This window comes from Pauljensenia sp. UMB9872, from assembly GCF_030212665.1.
Taxonomy (GTDB): domain Bacteria; phylum Actinomycetota; class Actinomycetes; order Actinomycetales; family Actinomycetaceae; genus Pauljensenia; species Pauljensenia turicensis_B.
Window position 1 is genome coordinate 70765 of sequence record NZ_JASOER010000006.1, and the last position, 19327, is coordinate 90091.

Below are 19327 nucleotides of genomic sequence, written 5' to 3' on the forward strand. Positions count from 1 at the left end.
TTTATCCGCACCTGGGTGCGTATTTCATTTTTCGCATTGACGAGGCCCCGAACATGAACCTCGCGTCATCGGAGCGCGGTGGCGTTCAGGTGCCCTTCGATGCGCCGAAATGGCTGTCTTAGACGTCCAGCAGAGAGTGGAAGATCCAGACTGTCGCGATCGAAAGCGGAAGCGAAGCGAGCGTCGTAATCAGAACCGTTCCTTGGGCGATTCCTTCTCCCGTTCGTGCACGCAATGCTGCGATAAACGCGTTCTGAGCGGTGGGGAGGCCTGCCATAACGGTCACGACCATCAGTTCGTAGCTCGACATTCCCAGCAGGTACCCGACGCCACAAGCAACAAGGGGTTGCACAAAGAGCTTCGACATTGAGGCAAGGATTGTTGCTCCACTGAACAGGTGTGCGTGGGAGCCTCGTTGCCCCACAATCGAGGCACCGAATGCCAGAAGAATAATGGGCGGGGCGCCGTCACCAAGCATGGACGTTGACACTTCAAGCAGAATGGGAAGCTCAAACGGCAGAAGCGAGAAGACGAAACCAATCGCAGCGGCAATGACCATCGGGTTCTTGACGACCATCGCGATCACCGACGAAAACTTCGTTTTCTTCCCCGCACCAGCAATATCGGCCATGATGAAGAACATGGGGGTGAAGAAACCGAGCTGGAAGATCAGAATCGGAACGACGTGCGTTGTTTCACCGAATACGTAAACGGCAATCGGAATACCAATGTAGGCAGCGTTGTTCAGTGAGGATGACATTGCGCCCACCACCAGGTCTCCCCCACGGACGCGCATTAATCCACCGCCAATAATGACAAAGGCCAGTGCAGAGCAGGCACCGGCTGCCGCAGCAACGCCAAGATGGGATCCAAAAGCGCTGAGAACATCGGCGTTCGCAATAGCGTGGAAAAGCATTGCGGGTGCGGTAATCCAGTAGGTGATGTCGGACAGAAACTTCACTTTGGCGCCGTCGATCAATCCCACTCGGTGTGCGACCGCTCCGACTCCAATGACAAGCGCGATTGCGCAGATACTGAAAATAACGCTACCCACGTGCCAAAGGGTACGACTTCTCTGCCCTCGTTTGCCTCGACGTCCGCCCCATTTACGAGGGTTGAGGGAATACTCACCTAGGCACCCATTGATCGGTTAAACGTTTAATAGGTTCCTCGTCGCGTGTCCATCAGGCCCGAGTCGGACCTGATGGACACGCCTTACCAGCGCGAAACGACCTCATCAAAGCGGGTCAAAGCCGACGCAATCGCCATATGCATATCGAGGTACTGATACGAGCCCAGTCGCCCACCAAACAGAACCTTGTCCTCCCGCGCTGCAAGCTCGCGGTAGGTAGCCAGAGTCTGCCTGTCGGTCGGCGCTGAAACCGGGTAGTACGGCTCGTCATCAATAGTGGCGAAGCGCGAGAACTCGCGCATAATCACTGTGTTCGTCGCGCCCGTCCGGTCACGTTCAGGGTGCAGGTGAGCAAACTCGTGGATGCGCGTGTATGGAGCGGTTTCATCGGCGTAATTCATCACCGAGCACCCCTGGTAGTCAGCGGTATTGACGACTTCGGTCTCAAAATCCAGGGTTCGCCACTTGAGCTCGCCTGCCTGGTAATTGAAGTAGCGATCAATTGCACCCGTGTACACAACACCGGTTTGACCAACCGTGCGATCTTTGGAGAATTCGTGTGAATCATCGAAGAAATCGGTGCGTGTCTTCACTGTGATGCGTGGATGATCAGCCAGCCGAGCCAGCCATGCTCCGTAGCCGTCGACGGGCAGCCCCTCGTAGGTATCGCAGAAATAGTGGTTGTCGTAGGTAAAACGAACGGGAAGGCGCGAAATGATTGCAGGATCCAAGTCCTTCGGATCCATCTGCCACTGTTTCGCGGTGTATCCCTTAATAAACGCCTCGTAAAGCGGGCGACCGATCAGGCTGATCGCCTTTTCTTCCAGATTCTCAGGAGTTTTAGCACCGAGTTCTGACGCCTGATCTTCCACAAGCGCTCGGGCAGCATCTGGCCCATAGGCTGCATTGAAGAACTGATTAATCGTCCCTAGGTTGATCGGCATCGGGTAAACAACTCCCTGATGGTTTGTGTAGACACGATGCTGATAATCGTTGAACGCCGTAAAACGATTGACGTAGTCCCAGACGCGTTCATTTGACGTGTGAAACAGGTGAGTCCCGTATCGGTGCACTTCAACACCAGTTTCAGGATCAACTGATGACCATGCGTTGCCACCGATGTGCTCACGGCGCTCGATGACAGTCACGTTCATACCGCGAAGTTCGGCTGCCTGACGCGCAAGCGTGAGTCCGAAGAATCCGGAGCCGACAACGACAAGATCCATACAACCGGTCCTTTCACAGGGGCTAGAGCACGTGTGTCAACCGTGCACGCCCACAATGCAGATTGCCCCCAGTTTAGTGGCAAGAACGCAGTCTTCCGATCAATAGCACGTTGTCAGAGCACAAAGAGCGACCAGAACGGGCAAGCCTGGTCAGTTAAAGCCAATGAGCGCTCGGACAACCCCATAGCCTTTTCGCAGAACCCATTCATTCTTCATACGAATCACTCGCCCCAGAAGATCGGATTCAACACGTTTGGCCGCGACGGGATTTACTTCTTCGAGGTCCTTCCACAGCTGGTCTTTCATCGCCAAGTGCTCGTCAGTTCCCGACAGAACAGCCATGATTGTGCAGACCACGCAGTTAATGCGCAGGTAGTGGATCATGTAGTTATAGAGGTTGGCCGGAACCGTGTCCGGGTCCGGAATAGCCTTCACCATCTCACGATTAACCCGCATCAGCTGATCCAAGCGCGAAATCATCACGGGCTCGTTGACCGACTGGTCGTCGCGACCAATGAAGTAGCGGTACAGGTCGACGTCAAGGTAGCGGATCGTGCGAATCAGCGGGAACGGTGTGTGGGAGTAAATGAAGTCAACGTAAAACGTGTGCTCGGGCATGACCAGACCGGACTGACGGACAAGTTCGGTGCGCATGGTCAACGAGTGCATCATCAGGTACTGCGTGTAACGGCACTTGCGAACCTCTTCCCAGCCGATTGTGCGCCCCTGTGGCAGGACGTTGCGGTAGCGGACAACCAGCTTGTGCGCCTTACCCTGCTTTTCGTAGACGTAGTTAGTGACCAGAAGATCCAGTTCACGCCCGTTCGCACGTTCTTCACGAAGAACGTCAAGCACCTTGTTCATTGCCACGCGATCAACCCAGTCGTCAGAATCGACGACGCGAACGTGTGTGCCCGTGGCAGCTTTCAAACCGGCATTGACTGCGCCACCATGGCCTTTATTTTCCTGGTGGATAGCCCGCACGCAGGTCGGATATTGTGAAGCCCACTGATCAGCAAGCGCACCCGTGTTGTCTTTTGAGCCGTCGTTGACGATCAACACTTCCACTTCATCGTTGTAGTCAACGAGCGTCGCGAGTGCCCGATCCAGATAGTCCTGCGAGTTGTATGAGGGAACGATGACAGACAGCAAGGGCTGGGCGGACATAAGCTTTCCTTGATCGGCGTCAGGCGGGTATGCATTAAGCATAGTCGTTGAAGCGTTACGCATATCGCGCCCCTATCAGACGCAGGTGTCTGGGAATAGACGCGTGGCCTCGTATGCATACATCACCATTGCTGAGTGTTAACAGTTGAGACTTTTTCTCAAACCGGTGACGCACACCCACAAACGTGCCACCATCGAAGCATGAAGATCGCAATTATCGGTTCCGGCGGCGTAGGCGGCTACCACGCAGGTGCTCTCATGGATGCGGGCGCCGAGGTCCATATCGTCACCACTTCCCGTCACGTCGCAGCAATCAGCGACAGGGGCTTGATCGTTCACACCGAATCCGGTTCGCGTACCTATCACCCCGCTTCGGTGACCACCGACGGCACGGGCGTGGGCGTCTGCGACCTGGTGATGATCACCGTCAAGCTCACTCACTTCGAAGAATCGCTGGAAAACTGCCAGCAGATGATCGGCCCGGACACGCTGGTCCTGACCTTCCAGAACGGTGTCGTTGCGCCCGACATGGTGGCGAAACGCTTCGGAGTGGAGCACGCACTCCCCTGCGTCACCTTCATCGTTGCCTTCATCGACGGCCCGGGCGAGGTCCGTCAGATCGGTGGCCGGCCAAAGATGCTCATCGGTAGTGCACCGATTGGCTTGGACGGAACGTACCCAATCCTCGAAGAATTCAAGGACGCACTGCTTGCCAACGGCGTTGATGCGCACATATCCCCCACGATCGCACACGACCTCTGGTACAAGTACGCGGTCATCTGCACCATGGGTGGCGTGAACGTTCTGGCGAACGCGACCGTCGGCGACATTCGTTCCTTCGACGAAACCCACGCTCTCTGGGCGAAGTCCGTGAAAGAGGTCCAGTCGGTCGCGCGCGCCAACGGCGTTCATTTGACCGACGAGGACTGCGAGAAGATCGTCGGCGAGCTGGATAACTACCCGGAAGCCTCGACGTCGTCGATGCAACGCGACCTGATTGCAGGAAAGCTGTCGGAACTGGAGTACCTGAACGGCGCTCTTGTGGCGAAGGCTGACGCTGCCGGAATTGATGTTCCGTTACAGCGCCTGATTGTGACCATCGCGCGCTTGCACGCCAAGCGTGGTCGCGTTGGTCTAGCTTCCTAGCCCTCCTGCACTCTTACTTCACACGGTCGTTCGGGCATCGTGCCTGAGCGACCGGATATCCTAAGGATCATGACTTCTGCTTCCTCTTCAGCCCAGTTAATCTTCCTTGACCTTGACGGAACCCTGATCGGCAAAGACCAGACGGTCCCCGAATCCGCCCGTCAAGCGTGCGAGCAAGCCGTCGAAGGCGGCCACACCCTGTTCATGTGCACGGGTCGTTCGATCCCGGAAATCTACCCCTACCTGTGGGATTTCGGTTTTTCAGGGTGCGTTGCGGGAGCGGGAAGCTACGTGCGCGTCGGCCAGGAAGTCCTGCTGGACGAACGCGTTGACCCCGCGCTGATCGAACCGATCACCGATGTGTGGCGTCAGCTTGACGGAATGTGGATCTGGCAGGGGTCGGACGCCATGCACCCCTCCGAGGGATTCATGGAGATGTTCCTTGAAACCGCCGGAATGAAGCCCCAGGATTGGGCTCCCTACGCCGAGTCCATCGCCCCCTATCTTGGCGAGGGTCTTCCGAAGTCATCAGCGAAGTGCACGGCGTACATCCCAGCAGGTAACACGACCTACCAGCAGGTTCGCTCCCTTATCCCCGACTCGATGGATGTCACCCCCGGCTCCGTTCCCGCAGGTAACACTCTGGTTTTTGAGGTGACTCCGAAGGGAATCTCGAAGGGCACTGGCATTCAGCTGGCTGCTCGCCATCTTGGTTTCGACATCGCCAACACCATCGCCATCGGCGATTCCATGAACGACCTTGAAGCACTGAAGGTGGCTGGAAGGTCAGTCGCGATGGGCGGAGCCGACCCCGAAATCGTCGCAGCCGCAACGTTCGAAACCGCCACCTTGGAAGAAGACGGTTTGGCCCGTGCCTTCGAAAAGTTGATGCTGATCTAGTAGTCGCGGCCTCGTTCTTTCTGCGTTTCACCCAAGGGACGAAGCCGCGCTCACCACGTGAGCACTTTCCCCACTTAATGCGCGATGAACAGGGCACATTCACCCAAAGCGCGCTAAACTAAACTAAATGTGACATAGACCCTATTTGCGGTGTTTTGAGGAGGCCCACATGAGTCAGGCAGCAGACATCCTTTCAGCCCTCGGTGGCTGGGACAACATTGAGACGATCGAAGCGTGCATCACTCGTATCCGCGCAGAGGTCAAGGACGAAGACAAGATCAACGAAAAAGCCCTCTCTGACGCGGGCGCATTCGGTGTTGTCACCGTCGCAAACTCGGTGCAAGTCGTCATGGGCCCCGAAACCGAAACCATCGTCGAGGAAATCGAAAAGCTCAAGTGACCCACGCGATTATCGAAGCTGGCATCATCGCAACAATGATCGCGGTTCACTGGGCACAGTTCGTTCCTTCTTTGGCGCAAACCCGCACCACGCGGTGACCGCGCGCCTCATTCGTTGATGAACACGCATCTACTTCCATGACGTTCACGATCTACGCACCACTTTCCGGCACGGTCGAAGCTCTTTCCGCCGTGCCGGATCCTGTGTTTTCTCAAGAGATTATTGGGCCCGGTTTCGCGATTGTGCCCGAAGGCGAAGGTGCGGGTGCAACCATTGATGTTGCTGACGTGGGTGCGAGCACGGGCGATGCTGGCGCGAGTGCTGACTCGCTCTCTATCGCGAACGCTCCAATTTCGGGGACAGTTCATTCGCTTCACCCGCACGCTTTTGCGATCAAGCATCGGTCGGACACAGGAATCTTGGTTCACCTTGGTATCGATACAGTGAACTTGAAGGGTGAAGGGTTCACCGTCCACGCTTCTCAGGGCGACGCGGTAAAAGCCGGCTCACCTTTAATCACGTGGGACCGTAGCATTGCGCGCCATGCTGGCCTTGCCGTGATTGTTCCCGTCATCGCTCTGCGCCCCGATGTGTCCATGAAATTGCTGGTCAAGCCGGGTACTTTCGTTCGAGCTGGCGTTGCAATCGCCACGTGCTGGGAGCTCTAGCACTTTTCCGGTGGCACCACCTACACCCCACGCGACACAACCAAGCCCTCAGACACTGATCCATCGCGTCAGGTGCAGTCCGTGCACACAAAACACCCCAATCACCGCACCAACTACACCCCACGCGACACAACTAGGCATTTACAGGCCAAACCGTCGCGTCAAGTGCAGCCGGGAGCACAAAACCCGCCTCCTCACCGCACCAACTACACCCCACGCGACGAGACCACACATTTCAAGGCAAAAGTGCCGCGTCAGGTGCAGCCGGGGGCACAAAACCCGCCTCCTCACCGCACCAACTACACCCCACGCGACGAGACCACACATTTCAGGGCAAAAGTGTCGCGTCAGATGCAGCCGGGAACACAAAACCCGCCTCCTCACCGCACCAACTACACCCCACGCGACACTCTCACGCGTTTACAGGCCAAACCGTCGCGTCAGGTGCAGCCCGGAGCAAAAGCCCCAGCCAGTCCCCTACTTTCGAGCGCGCACCGATGCCGTCAGAACGGTGAACAGGGAGTTCAAGCGCTCATTGGTCGGAAGGTCGTCAATGTAGACCTCAACACCGTCAGAATCGCAGAGCGGAACACGCCAATTCGGATATTCCTTGTCGGTGCCCGGAAGGTTCTGAGGGCGCCGATCACCCACCGCATCCACCAGCGATGCCACAACCAACTGAGACGGGGTCTGCGCAACATACGCGTGCAGGGCTTCAACGATCTCACGCTCTGACGGGGATGCGGATTCAAGCAACCCGTATTCACGCAGTCGAGCTAGAACCTGTTCAAGTTCAAGACGGTCAGCGGCTCGCACGGATTCGACGTCCTCGACCAGCAGGCCAAGCTCGTCGCGCAAAGTGGTCTGCACACCAGCCAAGTATCCGGCGGTCGGTGGCAGGTCGTGCGTGTTTACTGCGGCAAGGCACGCGGTGCGGTACGAGCCGGGGTGAAGTGGCCACCCGCCACCGTCCTTCTCGAACCAGAGGATCGAGGTCCCTAGGATGCCTCGCGAGCTCAGGTAGTCGCGGACCCACGGTTCAACGGTTCCGAGGTCTTCACCAATAACAACTGCTCCGGCGCGTTGCGCTTCTAGGAGCACGGTTCCGACCATGGCCTCGTGATCGTAGTACACGTAGGTGCCGTTTCCGGCACCCATGCCCGCTGGGATCCACCAAAGGCGGAAGAGGCCGAGGATGTGGTCGATGCGGATGGCTCCCGCGTTGGCGAGGGCTGCGCGGACCATGTCGCGGATCGGCTTGTAGCCGGCCTGTGCCAGGGCGCGCGGCGACCATGGCGGTTCCGACCAGTCCTGTCCCTGCTGGGAGTACATGTCCGGCGGAGCACCAACAGTCATACCTTGGGCGAACACCTGGCGGTTGGACCAGGTTTCGGATCCGTGTGAGTGAACACCGACGGCAAGGTCAGCCATGATGCCGATGTCCATACCGACGTCGGTTGCGACACGTTGCGCGTCTTGCATCTGTTGGGAAACAATCCACTGGCACCATTCCCAGAATTCGATGCGGTCTGCCAGTTCAAGGCGGGCACGGTCAGCGGACGGTGATGTTGAGGATACGATCTCGTCGGGCAGGATGGGGGATTCGTTTGCTTCTGCTAGGGCGCTCCAGAGTGCGAAGTTTGCCAGATCGCGTCCACCTTCTTCGACGAAGTGGGTGAATTGCGAGGTCCGGTGGTACGAGCGCGGAATCTGGTAGACCAGTTCGAGAGCTTTACGCTTGGCTTCCCACGTGCGATCTCGGTCGACCAGCGCATCCGCGGTATCGGTAGCGTTCGCGGCTAGGCGGAGTTCTTCGATGGATCGACGAACGTCAGGTGATGCGTCGGCGAATTCGTCGATTGCTTCTGGGCGGATGTAGATGGGATTTAGCCAACGGCGCGAGACCGGCAGGTACGGTGAGTTTTCCATCGGCGTGATCGGGCTAGACGCGTGGATGGGGTTGATGAGCAGGAAGTCTGCTCCCCTGTCGGCGCATACTGATGCGAGATCGGCGAGGTCTTCAGCGTCACCCAGTCCCCACGAGCGTGCCGAACGCGTTGAGTACAGCTGTGCAGATACGCCCCAGCGTCGCTTGGAGTCAGAGAGCGGGCCGTTGTCAATATGATTGGGTGCAACAAGCAAAGTTGCGGAGTGAATTTCTCCGCCTTCAAGCGTTGCAACGATCCGGTGCCAGCCCGGTGCCAGGTGGTCGGGTGTTTCGAAAGTTGCGCGACCGATCAGCGCGTCACCGATTTGGCGCGGGGCGATGTAGCGGTCGAGTTGCGTGCAGTCACCGGATGTTCCGTCTTCGCTGATCCAGGTGACGTGCACCCAGTTGCCGTGGGGGACGTGGACGGGGAAATCACGGTGTTGTCCTTGGCGTGCCACGATCGTTGGTGGCAGTGTGGCAAGCCAGAATCGGTCTTCTGTTTCCGTCAGCGCGTGGTGGATGTCTCCGACCGTTGAGTCGGCGTCAACGTTGACGCCGAGTGCTTTGAGGACAGCGAGCAGAGAGTCAGCTGAAACGAATTTTTGTCGTCCGTACCAGTCCCAGAAGAAGGTTGCGACACCATTTTTGTCGGCGAGGGCTCGTAGCGTGTCAATATCGGACGCTGCTGGCGCACTCCAGTCCACGTGTGACTCCTTTGGTTGCGGGCGTACAGTCAAGTCTATGCGTCAGTCTTGCCCTTGGGAACCGCTGGACGGCAAAGTGGACGCGACTCTGGTTACACTTCGTTGGCAGTATCCCACTTGACGACGGTTGCCATTTTTTCGGCAATGTCATCAGATTCAGTGCCTGCGATGATTTGGACGATGTTACCGGATCGGACGACTGCCAGGACGAACGGCATGCGGAGTGCGTCTTCGTTAACGTTTGCTTGGTTTCCTACTTCGACTCGGATACGGAGGGAGCATGGCTCAATGTCGACGATGTTGGATGTGCCGCCGAGGGCGTCAACCAACGCGAGAGCCGATTCCATCTCGTTCCTTTCTTCCAAGGCATAGTCCCGTTGCGATCCGCATCACATGGTAGCCCTTTAAGGGTATGATCGCAATCACTAAACACGATCGGGCTAGTATTTTTGACTGTTTTCACGGCTTTTCTGCGGCGTCTGGTGTTGACAGTCAGCAGGTTTCTGCGCCGAAGGTGAGTGGATTGTGCGGTGGCGTGCGCGAAGTTTCAGGTGAAAATAGATACATGACTCGTCCCATTGATGTTCCGCTGATTTCTACTGAGCCTGTTGCTTCTGTATTAAGGATTTTGGCCTTGGAGGAGTCTGGTCACGATCGTTTTGTCGGTCATTCGTTGCCTCAGGTGAGGCGTGTTTATGGTGGCCAGGTTGTGGCGCAGGCGTTGGTGGCTGCCGCTGCGACGATGACTGAGGGGCGTCTCCCTCATTCGTTCCACACGTATTTCATGCGTGGTGGCGACCCGTCGATACCGTTTGAACTTGAGGTTCAGCGTCTTCGCGATGGGCGTTCGTTTTCTTCGCGTCGGGTTGTGTGTCGCCAGGGTGAGAAAGAGATTCTGGCATTGCAGGCGTCGTACGAGGGGAACGAGGCCGGCTTGTCTTTCACGTCTGACTCCCCTGCCGTGACGCCGCCGGAAGAGCTTTCGAGTGCTTTGGAGATTTTTCGGGCGATGGATCATCCGGTTGGGCGTTTTTTAGGGAAAACAACGGCATTTGATGTGCGCCATGTTCAGCAGTCGCTGTATACGCAGTCGGATGAGTCGTTGGCCAGTCGTCAGCAGTTGTGGATGAAGCCTCGTGCCGAGGTGCCTGCTGGGGCAAGCCAGCATGTTCATCGCGCTTTGTTGGCGTATGTGATTGATCAGGTGATGTTGGAGCCTGCGATGCGTGCGTTGGGGTTGTCCTGGATGACTCCTGGTATGTCAGCTGCGTCGTTGGATCATGCGATGTGGTTCCACCGCGATGTGGATATTAATGAGTGGTTGTTGTTCGATGGCGCGTGTTCGAATGTAAATTCGTCGCGTACGTTGGTTCGCTATCAGGTGTTTACGCGCAATGGGACGCTGGTTGCTGAGGCTGAACAGCAGGGTATGTTGCGCGTTCCCGGGAATGGGCAGGCTGGTTCTGGGCGCTGGGGTTTCGGTGTGGATCCGAAGACCGGTCAGATGCGTGCTGGTATGGCGTAGTTGTGTTGGCGTAGGTGCGGGACGGTTTGGAGTTGTGGAACGCAAACACCCTCAGTTGTCGCAGATATAGGTAGCGCGGAGTCACCACTGGTAACTCTGCACTACTTATTGGGGATCGAGTGAGGCTCAGTCTTCGTAGCGATGCTTGCCTTAGAGGGCGAGTATTCCTGCGCCTGCAAGGGCGTCGAAGGCGCCTGCTGGAGCAAGAACGTTGAAGTCAGAGCCACCGCTCTTTGCCAGCTTCGGTTTTTCTACAGGCACCTGAACTTCTGGGAGTTTAAGTGTCATCGGGTCAGACGGTCGAGCTGCGCTGCGAAAAAGCCGAGGCAGTTATTTTAAAATCTCATTCGCCCAGCACACCTCCGCGCTCTCGCTTTTGAGCCGTTTGATTTCCTCATGCTCTTCACACCTCAGCCCCTACCGTTCGCCCATAGCAACCAAATGCTGTTCATCCCAGCGGTGCAGCCACTCGTTTACGCCCCAGCTTCGGCGCGATCTCACAGACCGTCTGCCACTAAGAACACAAACCATCGCCAACTAAGCAACCCACGAGCATACGCACCGCCCAATCCTTAAACTCCTGAAAATACCTCTTAGCATGCCCCAAACCTCTCAAAACAGATAGAAACAAAACCCAAGACGGTTCAGTTCGTGCGGACGTCCCATCATCCACAAACGGCCTCGCGCAACATGGCGCGGGGCCTTATTTCATGCACAAAACACGCCACAAGCCCCACAATCACGCGGAAAACCAAGTTCAGCCAAACGCCAAACGAGAACAAAACCAGTAAACAAACACTTTAAATATATAAAAGTTACAAATTCTCACTTTAAACTTACAAAATTATAAGTTTAAAGTTATAAAATAGATTCATGGCTTGGAACCTAGAGACCCTCACCCAAACGGTTGATTATCTTCGCACATTTGGTAGCGACACGACACTCATCGAATGCAAGCGCGCCGCAGGCGGAACGCCAAAGCTGGGCTCAACGTTGTGCGCCTTTGCGAATATGCCAGAAGGGGGAACTATCCTGCTCGGTGTAGACGAACATGCCGGCTTCGAGATCGCCGGCGTTAGCAATCCAGCGAAACTTGAAAAGGCAATCGCGTCCCAAAATCACAACAGTGTTAACCCGGCTCCCGCGTTAGAGTTTGAGCGCATTCAATTGGCAGATCGAATGGTTCTTGCAGTCACCGTCAAGCCACTACTGGCTTCACAAAAACCTGCTACTCACAACGGCGTTGCATATTTGCGACAGGCTGATGGCGACTATCAGATGAACAGTAACGATCTGCGCATGATTCAGATTGCCGCTCTCACAGACACCGAGCGCGAGCAGTTTGATATGCAAATCATTCCTGGAACCAGCATCGAAGAACTTGATCCGCAGCTGGTGAATACCTTTCTCGCGAACGTTCGTAAACGAAGCAGTCGCCTACAAAAAATGGAAGATGACAGGCGCCTTCTGCAGCTGATTAACGTACTGGACCGCGAGGGAAACCTACGCCTGGCTGGCCTGTATGCGCTTGGCATTTTTCCACAAGGAACCCACCCCTCGTTGGGGGCAACTGCAGCCGTGCGACTTTCCAGAACAAGTTCTGGGCAGAGAACGCAAAGCCTTATTGACTTCGAGGGGCCTCTACCTGATCTTGTAAGCAGGGCTTTGGAATGGATTACGCTAAACACGCGCACGACCCAGAGATACAAGGTTGATGGGCAGATGGAGGACATGCCCGAGTTTCCACCCGCCGCCGTTCGTGAAATCGTGGCAAATGCTTTTGTTCACCGTGACCTGGGGCCTTCCTTGGACGCGGGAAAGAGAGTGGAAATCCGGGTTACAGATTTAGCTCTGATTATTGAGAATCCAGGCGGGTTAAGAGGCCTTTCGGTAGGACAACTTAGCAGCCTAGAGCTAGCAAAGGCCGCTGTAAATCAGCGTTTATACGAGATCGCTAAGAACCTTCACACAGCCGATGGTAGCCGCGTGATTGAGGGCGAGGGAGGCGGTATCCGCGAAGTACTTGCCGCCATGCAAGACGCTCGCCTGCGCCCTCCGCAGTTCATCGACACTGGCACGAAGTTCAAGGTGATTCTTTTCAGGGAGAGTCGCTTCACACCTGAGGACGAAGCCTGGCTGGAGTCTCTAGGGGTGAAGTTAGAACCCCCGCAAGAAGACCTGTTAGTAGCTTTGAAACGTGGCGAGACATATTCGGTATCGCGGTTGCAAAAGCTCTACGACACCCGCTCTGCCACCTATATTGAGCAGCTGGTAGAACGACTCGTAGAGCAAGGCGTTGTGCGCCACGAAGGACACGAATTAATACTTGCATCGAGATCAACAAAGAACAAAAGTGCGTATCCGCCTGCTTCCAAAAATGCCCCTAAACCACAGGTCAGCTCAAACCCACTTGATGGACTTAGCGTTAACTCCACGGATATTTTTGACCTTCTAAAACGGGGAGGAAACGCGACTGTTAAAGAGATCGCAAACGACGCGGAGCTTGAGATTCACCAAGTTCGATACGCTTTGCAACCACTTCTTGAAAGGAGCCTCGTTGTGATGCAAGGTGGCCAGGGAGTGCGCAGAACTACCTACCACGTAAACCCGGATGTCACTGGTTGAGCAGACGGACGTAAGACAGGAAAAAGTGACACTCAAAATACACAAAACTTGTAAACTCTGAACCTAAACCCACAATCCACGGGGTGCAAACTTAGAGTTTTATAAGTTTAAACTTACAAATTTGTAAGTTTAGTGTAAGTTTGTTTCTCACTTTCAAGCCTGTCTTGTAAATTTGCGAGGATGCACCTGCCTTGCTCTGCTTCCAAATTATTGTCCGTGGTCCCGACTAATATTGCGTTAGACACTTAGGGAGGCAATGTGGCTACCGCACTTTCACTCGACGAGATCCGCAGGCGCTGCACGAAGGTTGTTGCAGACTGGGTGGAGGAGCCCGGCGATGAGCGCCAGCAGGCGCAGTCGTTCATCAAAGACTTGCTTGGAGCGTTCGGGATCACGCAAACCAAGGCGGCTTTGTATGAAAAACGCGCTAAGCGCACCTCCACCGGTAGGCGAGGATTCATCGACGCCCTGATACCCGGCCTAGCTTTGATTGAGATGAAAACTGCGGGGCGTGATCTTGAAGCTGCGGAGGCGCAAGCCCTGGATTATATGGAAGACCTAGCCGAGGTTGAACGTCCTAGTCGCGTTATTACTTCCGATTTCAAAACGATCCGAATTCTTGATATCGAAGCCGAGGACGGGGCTGACACCGTCCAATTTCCGCTGGAAGAGCTTCCCTTACATGCGGAAGATCTGGCTTTCCTAGCTGGTTTTCAAACCCGCGCTTTTGGCTCGCGAGAACAAGAAAAAGCATCCATTCGTGCCGCGCAGATCATGGGGCGCCTGTATTCAGAACTAGAGAAAACCGGATACTCCGAGCACGAATCCTCCGTATTCCTAGTCCGCTTACTGTTTGCCCTATACGGTGACGATTCAGGCATGTGGGAGCGCGACCTGTTTTATGAGTTCTTAGAGAAGCGAACGCGCGAGGATGGCACAGACCTTGGGGCACAGCTGGTGATGCTGTTCCAGATTATGAATCAGCCGGAGGCCCTCAGGCCTGCGAACATGGATTCGCTACTTTCTCGCTTCCCGTACGTAAATGGCGGAATTTTTGGCGAATCCACATCCATTCCCTACTTTGATTCAACAATGCGCGAGCTTTTGATTGAAGCCTGCATGTTCAACTGGTCAGAAATCAGCCCCGCAATTTTCGACTCACTATTCCAGTCCGTAAAGAGTTCGAAAGCCAGGCGGCAGCTGGGTGAGCATTACACGACTGAGATCAACATTCTTAAAACCATTGAGCCTCTATTCCTTGACGAACTTCGCACAGAGTTCAAAACCTACTATCACGACGTAAAGCGGCTCGAAAAACTGCGCGACAGAATCGGGCAACTCCAGGTCATGGACCCGGCTTGCGGTTGCGGAAACTTCCTGGTGGTTGCATACCGTGAGCTGCGCCAGTTAGATTTGAAAATTCTTAAACGCCTGGAAGAGCTAGACCCAAGTGCGGGTGGAACCCTCTTTTTTGAGCGCGAGAACCTAAACGTCAAACTGGAAAATTTTGCGGGTATAGAAATTGAGGAATGGCCTGCCCGCATTGCGCAAACAGCTTTGTACCTGGTGGATCACCAAGCAAACCAGAAACTCGCAATGTCGCTGGGCGCTCCCCCAAAAACACTGCCACTGGACAAAGTTGAATGCATCCACGTGGGCAACGCGCTACGCACCAACTGGGAGCAAGTTTTCCCACCTTCAGACCGCGTGCGCATTGTTGGAAACCCGCCATTTATTGGCCAGTACCTGCAAGGTGTAGACCAAACCGAAGACATGCAACTCGTGTGGGGTGACCTGTACGACGGCTACCTCGACTACGTTACCGGCTGGTACAAAAAGGCGGCAGACTACTTCCGGTTTGTTAACAACGGCCAGTTCGCTTTTGTGTCCACCAACTCGATCACGCAAGGCCAACCCGTGCCATCCCTATTTGGCCCGCTGTTTAGCAACGGCTGGCGCATAAAGTTCGCGCACCAAACTTTCTCTTGGACATCCGAAGCTGCCGACGCCGCAGCTGTTCACTGCGTAATCATTGGCATGGAGAAGAAACGTCGCGCAAGCGCAACCCTCTACACCTACGCCGACATTAAAGGCGAACCCACCGCAGTTCCAGCCAAGAACATTAATGCCTACTTGGTGGACGCCCCCAATCTATTTGTGAAGAAGCGTTCGACCCCTTTGTCAGAGTGGGTACCTAAGGTGACCAAAGGATCACAACCAACCGACGGCGGAAATCTGGTTGTAGAAGTTGACGAGTACCCCGAAGTGAAGGCAGACTCTATTGCCTCCAAATATCTGCATAGATATGTGGGGGCACGCGAGCTACTCCATGGTGCAGACCGTTGGTGCCTCTGGCTCGAAGACGCTACCCCAGCAGATATTCAACGCTCAGGTATTTTACGTGACAGGTTGGACGCTGTTCGAGAGTTCCGTCTCGGTAGCAAAAAACAGGTGACAAAAAATCTAGCAGATAGCCCACATCTATTCGCCGAACGCAGACGATTCACGCAACCTTACCTGTGCATCCCTTCCGTTGTTTCTGAAACCCGAAACTTCTTTACTGCGGCGCGACTAGACGCGGAAACCATCTCATCGAATCTGGTCTTTAACGCTGAAGACCCCGACGGCTACCTGTTCGGAATAGTTTCTTCATCAATGTTCATCACCTGGCAGAAAGCAATCGGGGGCAGGCTCAAGTCCGACCTTCGTTTCTCAAACACCGTGGTGTGGAATAACTTCCCGTTACCGGAAGTCTCTGAAAAGCTCCGCGCCGAAATCATCGCTGGTGGCCAAGCCGTCCTCGGCGCCCGCAACCTCCACCTTGAACGTTGCCTAGCAGACCACTACAACCCACTCGCAATGAGCCCGCAGCTCCTCGCCGCACACCGACAGCTAGACAAAGCAGTAGACCGGGCCTTCCGTCAAAAACCATTCAACTCAAACGAAGAGCGCCTCGAAACCCTCCTCAAGTCCTACCTCAAACTGACAGAAAAGGACGCACTCATCAAAACCAAACGCCGCCGCTAGCCCCAGGCACCCGGACAGCTTCGGGCCAATTAATTCATGTAAGGAGGGCGACTGTCTTGTATGGCAACGATGATGACTACACCTACCATTTTAAATACCAGGTAAGTAAGGAAGAGCCCCTCAAACCGAGATGTTCTACAACACCACCTTCACATCCACTGAGCACCTGGTCAACCAGATCAAGGCATACATCCACTGGTACAACAACAAACGCATCCAGGAACGACTCGAGGGCATGACCCCGAACGAATATCGGAATCATGCCCTCGCACCCTAAAGGACTACCATTTAACTAGTCCAACATTCAGGGGACACTTCGCCTTTCCTATTCAACTCGGCGTTTTCTAGCTCCAACGAAGCCAATGCCTAGCAAAGCGATACCTGCTCCCACGGGTAATAGGGTGATGTCTGCGCCGGTATTCGCAAGCTTTTTTGCCTTTGACTGTTGACCATCGCGCTTGTTCTTTGGACTATTGCTTCCCCCACTGGACGGATCCATAGCATCAGAAAGCATTCTCATAGCCTGCAGCTCAGCGCGTAGCTTAGCTAACTTGCGCTCTAGTTCTTCGCTAGATTTGTTGGCTTTGTCAAGTTCTGATGTGGCAGATTCAAAAGCAGCTTTGGCGATTACTTCAGCATTTCTCAACTCAGATAGGTTCTGCTGCGCTTCCATTAATGCCTTGTTCTTAGCTCCCCAAGCGTCCTGGGCTTTGGCCAAGTTCAGGTTCGCTTCCTGAAGCGCTTTGTTGGCAGAGGCAACGGGCGCATTCCTGTCCATGGCATCCTTCAAATCAGAATTCGCCTTGGAAAGCGCTTGTTCTGTAGCTAGCTTTTTCTCCTTGGCTTTTTCCTCAGTTGCCTGCTCTTGTTTAAGCTGATTATCTTTCAATTCAGCATTTTTCTCAGCCTTCTGCTTGTCGTCCATCGCCGACTTCAGATTATTTTGGGCTTCAGCTAGTAGCTTATCGGATTGCTGCTTATCCTTCTCAGCTTCTTTTTCGTCTTGTACTGCTTTTTCTAGCTTCTTTGCAACTGCCTCTAGCTCATCCGCAGCATGTTTTTTATCCTCATAATTTCTTATGGCATCATCAGCTGCTTGTTTAGCTTGTTTTTTTTGTTTTTCGGCTTCATCTGCTTTTGCGAAGAGACCCTCGGCAGTGCCCGTTTCCGTCTTAAGCTTTTGATCAAGTTCTTTGACGTCAGCGTCTAGAGTTCCTATTTCAGTTTGATTTTTCAGAATTTCCTGAGTTAGGGCAGAAAATCTTTCTGTAAAATCCTTAACCTGACCTTTTAGGACTTCAGCTTCACTTTCGGCTGACTTCTTATTCTTTTCTGCTAGCTGTTTTTTATTCTCAGCATCCTTAATTTTCTTCTGTGTCTCAGGGGTAGATTGATTCTCGTCTTCGGCTATCGCTTTTTCAAGGTCTCCTTGTGCCCGCTTGATATCTTCGTCAAAAGTCCCAATTTCTTTTTGTTTCTGCTCTAGAGCAGTCTGGGCCGCCTCTTTCTTACCTTTAAACTCGTTAAGTTGCTGAAGGTTCTGTTTGTTCTCTTCCTTAAGCTCCTCAGAGCGAGTCCGTTTTTCTTCCAACTGCTTGGTCAGGGCTTCGACTGCGGACCTAGCGGATACTGCCTCTTCTACGAGCTTGTTATACTCGTTGGTCTTTTCAGTAAGTAATTCTTGCTTCTCTTTTTTGGTTTTATCAGCTTCTGCTAGTTGACTTCTCGATTGTTGCAATTCACTAGCAACATCCGGGTGCTCTTTCTGTAACTGCTTAGTGGTTTCCTTGAGCGTTTTTAGTCTCTCTTCAAGCTGACTAGACCGGGTTTTAGCGTACTCAACTTTTTTGGTAGCTAAGTCAAATGCTTTTCCAAGCTCAACAACTTTTTCGTCGGCTAGATTCTTCTCTTGCTGAGCTTTTTCTAGATTCTGTTTCGCCAAAACCTCGGCCGCAGCGGCATCCTCAGCCTCTTTTGCAGCTAGTTTCTGAGCCTCTTGTAGCTTCTTAATCTCGTCGGCAGCAGCACCCGAGTCCTTGATAGCTTTGTCCAACTTCTCTTTTGCAGCTTGAACGGCTTTTTCAGCATCTTCTTTTTTCTGCAACAAAACTTCAGTTTGCGTTTGCAAATCTTTAACTTCGGCATGTTTGGCTTCTACTGCAGAAACAGCCTTGTCATATGTTTTCTTTGCCTCATTTAATAAGGCAGTCTTTTCATCAAGATTTTTCTTAGCCTGAGCAACTTCGTTGGTAGCGTCTTTAATAGCGGCTTCCAGCTGCTCACGGGTTAATGAAGTTTTAGTATCGCTCGAAGGAATTGGGGTGGAATCCGGTGCTGGCTTATTGGCAGCGAAAGCATTCGGGGGGGTGGCAATCGTCAAACCGATACCCAGCGATAGTGCAGCAGCTAGGCACTTGGATTTTTTAGTATTCAACATGGTCTTCTCTCTTTTCTTTGCACGAGATGATCACAACGGCAATTAATCTACCTAGTTCCCTGCGTCGCGGTCAATACTTCCCAGTTTTTACCTATATATCTCGCAGGCATCTCCCAGACCCCCTCCAGTGGAAGGCCAGAAACCTTATCTGACATGACACGGTGACCTGGCTTGCGCCTAGTGGTGATGCATCGACGCCGTTTCATAAAGCCTTTCACCCCCATGAATTTCATGATGCGTGCAACCTTCTTGTGATTGCTCGGGCCGAAGTCCGTATCGTCGTTGAGGCTTGCAGCGATGCGTGTATTCGACTGGAGTTCCTTGTCCATCATCGCTGTTAAGTCCTCGATCGTCACGAGCGTTGTTGCTTGATCGACTTTAAGCTCTCCGGCATTCATGGCATTGTTGAGCGCGCTTTGATATGAAAGAGTTCGTCAGTG

Annotated in this window: 16 protein-coding genes; 8 read left to right on the forward strand and 8 right to left on the reverse strand. The window is 54.0% G+C overall.

Annotated features, from left to right (window positions below):
- Positions 1 to 118: 118 nt before the first annotated feature.
- The 3 genes from QP109_RS03665 to QP109_RS03675 form a co-directional block, all read right to left on the reverse strand.
- Positions 119 to 1054 carry an AEC family transporter gene (locus tag QP109_RS03665; RefSeq protein ID WP_285023350.1) on the reverse strand — a complete coding sequence of 312 codons (936 nt, stop codon included), beginning with the start codon at positions 1052 to 1054 and terminating at the stop codon, positions 119 to 121.
- A 161-nt stretch (positions 1055 to 1215) separates the two neighbouring features.
- Positions 1216 to 2358, reverse strand: a complete 1143-nt coding sequence (glf, locus tag QP109_RS03670; RefSeq protein WP_285023351.1) for a UDP-galactopyranose mutase — start codon at positions 2356 to 2358, stop codon at positions 1216 to 1218.
- Positions 2359 to 2508: 150 nt separating this feature from the next.
- Positions 2509 to 3525 carry a glycosyltransferase gene (locus tag QP109_RS03675; protein WP_285023353.1) on the reverse strand — a complete coding sequence of 339 codons (1017 nt, stop codon included), beginning with the start codon at positions 3523 to 3525 and terminating at the stop codon, positions 2509 to 2511.
- 201 nt (positions 3526 to 3726) lie between these two features.
- On the opposite strand from QP109_RS03675, the gene QP109_RS03680 reads away from it, so the two are divergent.
- The 4 genes from QP109_RS03680 (at position 3727) to QP109_RS03695 (ending at position 6639) form a co-directional block, all read left to right on the forward strand.
- A complete protein-coding gene (locus tag QP109_RS03680; protein ID WP_285023355.1) occupies positions 3727 to 4671 on the forward strand; it encodes a ketopantoate reductase family protein in 945 nt (314 codons plus the stop codon).
- A gap of 69 nt (positions 4672 to 4740) precedes the next feature.
- Positions 4741 to 5571 carry an HAD family hydrolase gene (locus QP109_RS03685; protein ID WP_285023356.1) on the forward strand — a complete coding sequence of 277 codons (831 nt, stop codon included), beginning with the start codon at positions 4741 to 4743 and terminating at the stop codon, positions 5569 to 5571.
- A gap of 169 nt (positions 5572 to 5740) precedes the next feature.
- The gene (locus tag QP109_RS03690; protein ID WP_101628683.1) at positions 5741 to 5971 is read left to right on the forward strand and encodes a PTS sugar transporter subunit IIB; all 231 of its coding nucleotides are present in this window, start codon (positions 5741 to 5743) and stop codon (positions 5969 to 5971) included.
- Between the two features lie 137 nt (positions 5972 to 6108).
- Positions 6109 to 6639, forward strand: coding sequence for a PTS sugar transporter subunit IIA (locus tag QP109_RS03695; RefSeq protein WP_285023357.1), 531 nt, complete (start codon positions 6109 to 6111; stop codon positions 6637 to 6639).
- Positions 6640 to 7116: 477 nt separating this feature from the next.
- Here QP109_RS03695 and malQ read toward each other — a convergent pair whose 3' ends face one another.
- Together malQ and QP109_RS03705 are read right to left on the reverse strand one after the other, a co-directional pair.
- A complete protein-coding gene (gene malQ, locus QP109_RS03700; RefSeq protein WP_285023359.1) occupies positions 7117 to 9273 on the reverse strand; it encodes a 4-alpha-glucanotransferase in 2157 nt (718 codons plus the stop codon).
- Between the two features lie 92 nt (positions 9274 to 9365).
- On the reverse strand, positions 9366 to 9620 hold the full coding sequence (locus QP109_RS03705) for a PTS sugar transporter subunit IIB (RefSeq protein ID WP_101628686.1): 255 nt from the start codon (positions 9618 to 9620) through the stop codon (positions 9366 to 9368).
- 218 nt (positions 9621 to 9838) lie between these two features.
- On the opposite strand from QP109_RS03705, the gene QP109_RS03710 reads away from it, so the two are divergent.
- Positions 9839 to 10798 (forward strand): acyl-CoA thioesterase, encoded by a 960-nt coding sequence (locus QP109_RS03710; protein WP_285023360.1) that lies wholly within the window; start codon positions 9839 to 9841, stop codon positions 10796 to 10798.
- A gap of 150 nt (positions 10799 to 10948) precedes the next feature.
- Here QP109_RS03710 and QP109_RS03715 read toward each other — a convergent pair whose 3' ends face one another.
- Positions 10949 to 11086, reverse strand: coding sequence for a hypothetical protein (locus tag QP109_RS03715; RefSeq protein ID WP_165778251.1), 138 nt, complete (start codon positions 11084 to 11086; stop codon positions 10949 to 10951).
- Positions 11087 to 11671: 585 nt separating this feature from the next.
- On the opposite strand from QP109_RS03715, the gene QP109_RS03720 reads away from it, so the two are divergent.
- The 3 genes from QP109_RS03720 (at position 11672) to QP109_RS03730 (ending at position 16727) form a co-directional block, all read left to right on the forward strand.
- Positions 11672 to 13423 carry an RNA/DNA-binding domain-containing protein gene (locus QP109_RS03720; RefSeq protein ID WP_285023361.1) on the forward strand — a complete coding sequence of 584 codons (1752 nt, stop codon included), beginning with the start codon at positions 11672 to 11674 and terminating at the stop codon, positions 13421 to 13423.
- A 258-nt stretch (positions 13424 to 13681) separates the two neighbouring features.
- Positions 13682 to 16450, forward strand: a complete 2769-nt coding sequence (locus QP109_RS03725; RefSeq protein WP_285023362.1) for a class I SAM-dependent DNA methyltransferase — start codon at positions 13682 to 13684, stop codon at positions 16448 to 16450.
- A 130-nt stretch (positions 16451 to 16580) separates the two neighbouring features.
- A complete protein-coding gene (locus QP109_RS03730; protein ID WP_285023363.1) occupies positions 16581 to 16727 on the forward strand; it encodes an IS3 family transposase in 147 nt (48 codons plus the stop codon).
- A 48-nt stretch (positions 16728 to 16775) separates the two neighbouring features.
- On the opposite strand, the gene QP109_RS03735 is transcribed toward QP109_RS03730, so the two are convergent.
- Complete coding sequence (locus QP109_RS03735; protein ID WP_285023365.1) at positions 16776 to 18887, reverse strand: LPXTG cell wall anchor domain-containing protein; 2112 nt, start codon at positions 18885 to 18887, stop codon at positions 16776 to 16778.
- Positions 18888 to 18934: 47 nt separating this feature from the next.
- On the reverse strand, positions 18935 to 19285 hold the full coding sequence (locus QP109_RS03740; protein ID WP_285023366.1) for a transposase: 351 nt from the start codon (positions 19283 to 19285) through the stop codon (positions 18935 to 18937).
- Positions 19286 to 19327: the final 42 nt, after the last annotated feature.